The sequence below is a fragment of the Symbiopectobacterium sp. genome (genome assembly GCF_051710365.1).
Lineage (GTDB): Bacteria > Pseudomonadota > Gammaproteobacteria > Enterobacterales > Enterobacteriaceae > Symbiopectobacterium.
Map to the genome: position 1 here is coordinate 1 of NZ_JBPETA010000227.1, position 4409 is coordinate 4409.

Here is a 4409-nt window from a genome sequence, read left to right on the forward strand (position 1 = left end):
GCCTGGCCATGTGAGACTTTGGCTTGGTGTTTTTTGGGCAATACCGCATCGATCATTTTTGCAATACTCAGTTCATCGCACAGTGCAGCGACGAGACCTAAGTGATCAAGGTTACGGATGGTAACGGGGGGAGTACTCATGCTGATTGGTCTGCAAAAAGCAGTAATAAATTCAGAACTTCAGAATACCGTCAAGTCCCGAAAAAAGAAAAATCAGGTGCGGAATGACGGTTTTACATAAAATTATATGCCTTATCATTTGATTTGGCATTCAGGAATATTTTTCACCATTATCCTGCTGCACGATAAGATGCAGATGATAACAATGCAAAATAAACAGGTAACCATGATGACGACTAAAAAATTAGCTGTTCAGCGTTGGTGGTATTTAATACCCATCATTTTTATTACCTACAACCTCGCCTATCTCGATCGCGCCAATTATGGTTTCGCGGCCGCATCCGGTATTGAGGTGGATTTGGGCATCAGTAAGGGAACGTCTTCACTGATTGGCGCGCTGTTCTTCCTCGGCTATTTCTTCTTTCAGGTACCAGGCTCCATTTACGCCGTTAAACGCAGCGTGCGCAAACTGATTTTTGTCAGCCTGATCTTGTGGGGGTTGTGTGCCGCCGCCACCGGGTTGGTCAATAATATCCCGATGCTAATGGTGATCCGTTTCATCCTCGGCGTGGTAGAAGCAGCGGTGATGCCCTCCATGCTGATTTACATCAGCACCTGGTTCACCAAAGAGGAACGTTCACGCGCCAACACCTTCCTGGTATTGGGTAATCCGGTCACCGTGCTGTGGATGTCCATCGTCTCAGGCTACCTGATCAATGCGTTCGGCTGGCGTGAAATGTTCATTATCGAAGGCGCGCCGGCGATTATCTGGTGGTTCCTAGTGCGTGATAAGCCCTCTGAAGTCACCTGGATGAGTGCTCAGGAAAAGGCGGATTTCCAGGCGGTGATGGATGCGGAGCAGAAGAACATCAAGCCGGTACGCAACTACGGTGAAGCTTTGCGTTCACGCAATGTGATTATTCTGTGTGCCGTTCATGCCTTGTGGAGCATCGTGGTTTACGGCTTTATGATGTGGATGCCGTCAATCTTCAAATCGGCAGCCTCTCTGGATATCGTTTCCGTCGGCTGGCTCTCGGCACTGCCTTACTTTGCTGCCATCGTGCTGATGCTGACGGTCTCCTGGCTGTCGGACAAAATGCAAAACCGCAAGTTCTTTATCTGGCCCCTGCTGTTGATCGCGTCGTTAGCCTTCTTCACCTCTTACGCCATTGGCGCGCAGCACTTCTGGGTGTCTTATGCGCTGTTAGTGGTTGCGGCTGCCTGCATGTATGCCCCCTATGGTCCGTTCTTCGCGCTGATTCCTGAACTGTTGCCTAAAAACGTTTCTGGGGTATCGATTGGTTTGATCAACAGCTTTGGCGCACTGGGCGCATTCCTCGGAGCCTGGCTGGTCGGCTACCTCAACGGCATTACCGGCAACCCGAGCATGTCCTATAGCTTTATGGCCGTTGCCTTGCTGCTCTCTGTGGTATTAACCATTACGGTTAAAGCGCCAGGCAGTGAGAAAAAAGCGCAACTCGCCGCTTCACACCGTTAATACTCATGACGCCGCTCTACTGAGCGGCGTCAAAGTGGCTGACTCATTTCCCTAAAACAGTCATTCCCGCGCAGGCGGGAATCTCTTGCAGGTCACACACGTTTCTTCTGTCAGAGCTCCCCGGCTTTCGCCGGGATGACGAAGAAGGGTACATTCGCCACTCCCTTGATATCATCCAGCTCCCCGCCCGCAGCGAGTGTGGTAAAATCGCGCTCCATTCCTTCTTTTCCTATTACACAACAGACAGGTATCCATGAAACGTGAATTTGCGATTGAGTTTTCCCGCGTGACAGAAGCTGCCGCGCTGGCAGGCTACAAATGGCTTGGCCGTGGCGATAAAAATGCCGCCGATGGCGCGGCGGTGCAGGCCATGCGCATCATGCTCAATCAGGTTGATATCAACGGGCAGATCGTGATCGGTGAAGGCGAGATCGACGAAGCCCCCATGCTTTACATCGGTGAGCACGTCGGCACCGGCGTGGGCGATGCGGTGGATATTGCCGTCGATCCCATTGAAGGCACACGAATGACGGCGATGGGGCAAGCCAATGCGCTCGCCGTTCTGGCAGTTGGTGAAAAAGATACCTTTCTGCACGCGCCCGACATGTATATGGAAAAACTGATCGTCGGTCCGCAGGCCAAAGGCGCTATCAACCTGGCACTGCCATTGGCGGATAACCTGCGCAATATCGCCATCAAAATTGGCAAACCGTTACAGCAGCTTACAGTGATCACTCTGGCGAAACCGCGCTATGATGGGGTGATTGCCGAAATGCAGCAACTGGGCGTGAAAGTGTTTGCCATTCCCGACGGTGATGTCGCCGCCTCAATTCTGACCTGTATGCCAGACAGCGAAGTCGATGTGCTGTATGGCATCGGCGGCGCGCCGGAAGGGGTGATTTCCGCTGCGGTGATCCGCGCGCTGGATGGTGATATGCAAGGTCGCCTGCTGGCACGTCATCAGGTTAAAGGGGACAGCGAGGAAAACCGCCGTTTAGGCGAGCGTGAGCTGGAACGCTGTGCAGAAATGGGAATTGAAACCGGACGTGTACTCACGCTGAGCGATATGGCGCGTAATGACAACGTGATCTTCTCGGCTACCGGCATCACCAAAGGCGATCTGTTGGAAGGGATTGCGCGCCGGGGTAACATCGCCACCACCGAAACCCTTCTGATTCGCGGCAAATCACGCACCATCCGGCGTATTCGTTCAACACATTATCTCGATCGCAAAGATCCCGCGTTGCATGACTTCCTGCTGTGATCCCATGAAGTCACAACGTCTATTGCATTGATTGTTTCACTGTTGTTAAAAAATCGCGTATCGTAAAGGCCCTCTCCCCTGACGCACCGTTTCGTGAGGGGATGGCCTGAGTGGCCGAAAAACATCAGGAGCACAGCACTATGGCAGAGTGGGTAACCGGTAACGTTATTCAGGTAACAAATTGGACGGACAGCCTTTTCAGCATTCAAGTTCAGGCACCGATTGCCGCGTTCACTGCGGGCCAGTACGCCAAACTGGGATTGGAAATTGACGGCGAACGCATTCAGCGCGCCTATTCCTACGTGAATGCCCCCAGTAATCCCATTCTTGAGTTTTATCTAGTCACGGTGCCGAACGGCAAGCTCAGTCCGCATTTGCATGCTCTGCAACCCGTAATGCCACTGGAAATCACCAAAGACGCGGCGGGTTTCTTTGTGCTGGAAGAAGCCCCTGACTGCGACACACTGTGGATGCTCGCGACGGGCACCGCCATCGGCCCTTATCTGTCGATTTTAGAGGAAGGAAAGGATCTGGAGCGTTTCCAGCACATCGTATTAGTGCACGCTGCGCGCTTTGCCAACGACCTTAGCTACTTGCCCAAGATGCAGCAGCTACAGCAGCGTTACGGCGATAAACTGCGGATACAAACGGTCATCAGCCGGGAAACGCAGGTCGGCTCTCTGACAGGGCGCGTTCCAGCGCTTATCAGCAGCGGTGCGTTGGAGAATGCGGTCGGATTGCCACTCAATGCGCAAACCAGCCATGTGATGCTGTGCGGTAACCCGCAAATGGTGCGCGATACCCAGCAATGCCTGAAAGAACAACGGGAAATGACTAAGCACCTGCGTCGCCGTCCGGGGCATATTACCAGTGAGCATTATTGGTGAGAAGATTCGGTGTGGCTGGCTTACAGCTATCTGGCCGTTTAGGCAACGCGGTGTTTTTTACGCGGTAATAAAAGGTTATTTTTCAGAAAAATAACTAAGCCAGTCATAAACATCATCAAACAGCTGATGATGGACAATAATCGTTTTATTTTCCCGACATATCAGCCCTTCACTTTGCCAATGTGCCAGTATTCTGGAAATGGTGACGTGAGTCACGTTGATGATCTGGCCATATTCCTCATGGGTCAACGTCAGCGGCACGGTATACCAGCCTGTTTTAGGTTCAATTCCACCTTCCAGTAACATGCTTTTAAGCAAAATTTTAAGCCGTTGTGCGGGTTCACAACTGGTGTTGGTGATTATTACCGCCTCCAGGCTGCTCTCCTGCTTGGCCACAACGTGACGGCATATTTTTATCGCCAGTTCAGCATCCTGCCGCATGGCATCCAGTAAAATATCGGGTGGTACCACCAGAATATCCGCATCACGGATCACAATGGTGGTGACATTAACATGGGCTTTGTTGAATAAATAGAAAGTTTGGGTAATCATCGGATCAGATCACCATAGTTGTTTCAAAATCAGGTCTCCATGGCAAAACAAAATTTTAAAATCACTAACTGGCCCTCCTATAACAAGGC

At 51.5% G+C, this 4409-nt stretch carries 5 protein-coding genes; 3 read left to right on the top strand and 2 right to left on the bottom strand.

What is annotated here, in order from left to right:
* On the bottom strand, nucleotides 1-140 hold a 140-nt coding region (locus ACTBDZ_RS15435), incomplete at its 3' end, for a DUF4277 domain-containing protein (RefSeq protein ID WP_438815971.1).
* 205 nt (nucleotides 141-345) lie between these two features.
* Here ACTBDZ_RS15435 and ACTBDZ_RS15440 point away from each other — a divergent pair.
* The 3 genes from ACTBDZ_RS15440 to fpr all read left to right on the top strand — a co-directional run bounded on the left by ACTBDZ_RS15440 (nucleotide 346) and on the right by fpr (nucleotide 3768).
* A complete protein-coding gene (locus ACTBDZ_RS15440) occupies nucleotides 346-1617 on the top strand; it encodes an MFS transporter (RefSeq protein WP_438815972.1) in 1272 nt (423 codons plus the stop codon).
* A 253-nt stretch (nucleotides 1618-1870) separates the two neighbouring features.
* On the top strand, nucleotides 1871-2881 hold the full coding sequence (gene glpX, locus ACTBDZ_RS15445) for a class II fructose-bisphosphatase (protein ID WP_438815969.1): 1011 nt from the start codon (nucleotides 1871-1873) through the stop codon (nucleotides 2879-2881).
* A gap of 140 nt (nucleotides 2882-3021) precedes the next feature.
* Nucleotides 3022-3768 carry a ferredoxin--NADP(+) reductase gene (fpr, locus tag ACTBDZ_RS15450; RefSeq protein ID WP_438815973.1) on the top strand — a complete coding sequence of 249 codons (747 nt, stop codon included), beginning with the start codon at nucleotides 3022-3024 and terminating at the stop codon, nucleotides 3766-3768.
* Between the two features lie 75 nt (nucleotides 3769-3843).
* Here the strand turns inward: fpr and ACTBDZ_RS15455 are convergent, their stop codons facing one another.
* Nucleotides 3844-4320 (bottom strand): Crp/Fnr family transcriptional regulator, encoded by a 477-nt coding sequence (locus ACTBDZ_RS15455; RefSeq protein WP_438815970.1) that lies wholly within the window; start codon nucleotides 4318-4320, stop codon nucleotides 3844-3846.
* Between the last annotated feature and the right edge of the window lie 89 nt (nucleotides 4321-4409).

What these genes read in the sequence shown, in the direction of transcription:
- ACTBDZ_RS15440 (WP_438815972.1), top strand. Translation starts at nt 346, where the DNA reads ATGATGACGACTAAAAAATTAGCTGTTCAGCGTTGGTGGTATTTAATA.
- glpX (WP_438815969.1), top strand. Translation starts at nt 1,871, where the DNA reads ATGAAACGTGAATTTGCGATTGAGTTTTCCCGCGTGACAGAAGCTGCC.
- fpr (WP_438815973.1), top strand. Translation starts at nt 3,022, where the DNA reads ATGGCAGAGTGGGTAACCGGTAACGTTATTCAGGTAACAAATTGGACG.
- ACTBDZ_RS15455 (WP_438815970.1), bottom strand. Translation starts at nt 4,320, where the DNA reads ATGATTACCCAAACTTTCTATTTATTCAACAAAGCCCATGTTAATGTC.